Raw genomic sequence first — 1,544 nt, forward strand, 5'->3', positions numbered from 1 at the left:
GAGGAGCGACCCGAGGAAGCGCTTGCGGGAGGCGGCCACCAACACCGGGAAGCCCAGGTCGATGAGGACGTCGAGTCGGTGGAGCAGCGCCCAGTTGTCGGCGGCGTCCTTGGCGAAGCCCAACCCGGGGTCCACCACGATCGAGCCCGCGTCGACGCCTGCGGACACCGCCGCGTCGGCGCGGCGGGCGAGGTGGTCACGGACGGAGGTCACCACGTCCCCGCCGTAGTCGGCACGCCCGCCGGCGCCCGCCCGGTACTGGTCGGGAGACACCCAGTGCATGAGCACCACGGGGCAGCCGTGGTCGGCGACGACCTCCAGCATGCCGGGGTCGGCGAGGCCTCCGGAGACGTCGTTGATCAGCGCCGCTCCCGAGTCCAGGGCCTCCGCCGCGACGGAGGCGCGCATGGTGTCGACCGAGACCGTGACCTCCTCCTCCACGAGTGCGCGGACCAGCGGGATCACCCGGGCCGCCTCGTCGGTCCGATCGACCCGGATCGCACCCGGCCTCGTGGACTCCCCGCCGACGTCGAGGAGGTCGGCGCCCTCGGAGACCAGGCGACGCGCATGGGCGAGGGCCGCCTCGGGGGCGAGGTGCCGCCCACCGTCGGAGAAGGAGTCCTCCGTGACGTTGACGATGCCCATCACCGCGCAGCGGCCCGGGCGCGGCAGTACGGACGGGCGCGGCGGGGCGGCCGGGTGGCTCACGTACCCCGGAGGAGGCCGAGGGCCTCCGCCCTGGTGGAGGCGTTGGACCGCATGCTGCCCCGGACCGCGGAGGTGGTGGTCACGGAACCGGCTTTGCGGATCCCCCGCATGCTCATGCACAGGTGTTCGCACTCGATCACCACGAGAACGCCGGTGGGCTGGAGCCTGTCCACCAGGGCGTCGGCGACCTGGCCGGTCAGGCGTTCCTGGACCTGAGGGCGCTTGGCGTAGAGGTCCACGAGTCGCGCGAGCTTGCTCAGCCCGGTCACGGCACCGGATCGCCCCGGGATGTATCCGATGTGGGCCACCCCGTGGAACGGCACCAGGTGGTGCTCGCAGGTCGAGTAGATGGGGATGTCGCGCACCAGCACCAGTTCGCGGTGATCCTCGTCGAAGGTCTTGGACAACACGTCCGCGGGGTCGGTGTACAGCCCCGCGAACACCTCCCGGTAGGCGCGGGCGACGCGGGCAGGGGTGTCCAGGAGTCCCTCGCGCTCCGGGTCCTCACCCACGGCGATCAGGAGTTCCCGGACCGCGGCCTCGGCGCGTTCGGCGTCGAACACGCGGTCGGTGGACCTCGACCGGGCGTCGGCCGCGGGGATGTGGTCAGGGGTTGTCATCAGTCCTCTTCTCGCACGACACCGACCGGGAGGTCAGTCGTCACGTTCCCACGGGGCACGCCACCCGGGTTCCTTGTCCTCGCGTCGCCGCGACCCGCTCCGACGCCCGTCACCGTCGACCGCCGACCACGCCCGGGTCGACCGATCGGACGGCGTGGCGTCCCGGTCCCCCGGGCTGCCGGGCTCCTCGACCGTGGTCTCGGGGTCGGCGGGGGC

At 72.9% G+C, this 1,544-nt stretch carries 3 protein-coding genes; all 3 read right to left on the minus strand.

Annotation, left to right across the window (positions count from 1 at the left end):
* On the minus strand, nucleotides 1-645 hold a 645-nt coding region (gene folP / locus G6020_RS13385; protein ID WP_182610959.1), incomplete at its 3' end, for a dihydropteroate synthase.
* A gap of 59 nt (nucleotides 646-704) precedes the next feature.
* On the minus strand, nucleotides 705-1,328 hold the full coding sequence (gene folE, locus G6020_RS13390) for a GTP cyclohydrolase I FolE (RefSeq protein ID WP_179524473.1): 624 nt from the start codon (nucleotides 1,326-1,328) through the stop codon (nucleotides 705-707).
* Nucleotides 1,329-1,361: 33 nt separating this feature from the next.
* Nucleotides 1,362-1,544 (minus strand): hypothetical protein (locus G6020_RS16770; protein WP_206682232.1); only part of this gene is annotated, 183 nt, incomplete at its 5' end.

It is taken from the genome of Dietzia sp. B19 (assembly GCF_014145155.1).
Taxonomy (GTDB): Bacteria; Actinomycetota; Actinomycetes; order Mycobacteriales; family Mycobacteriaceae; genus Dietzia; species Dietzia natronolimnaea.

Bases quoted from the DNA above. Each gene is read 5' to 3' on its own strand.
- folE (WP_179524473.1), bottom strand. From the start codon at position 1,328: ATGACAACCCCTGACCACATCCCCGCGGCCGACGCCCGGTCGAGGTCC.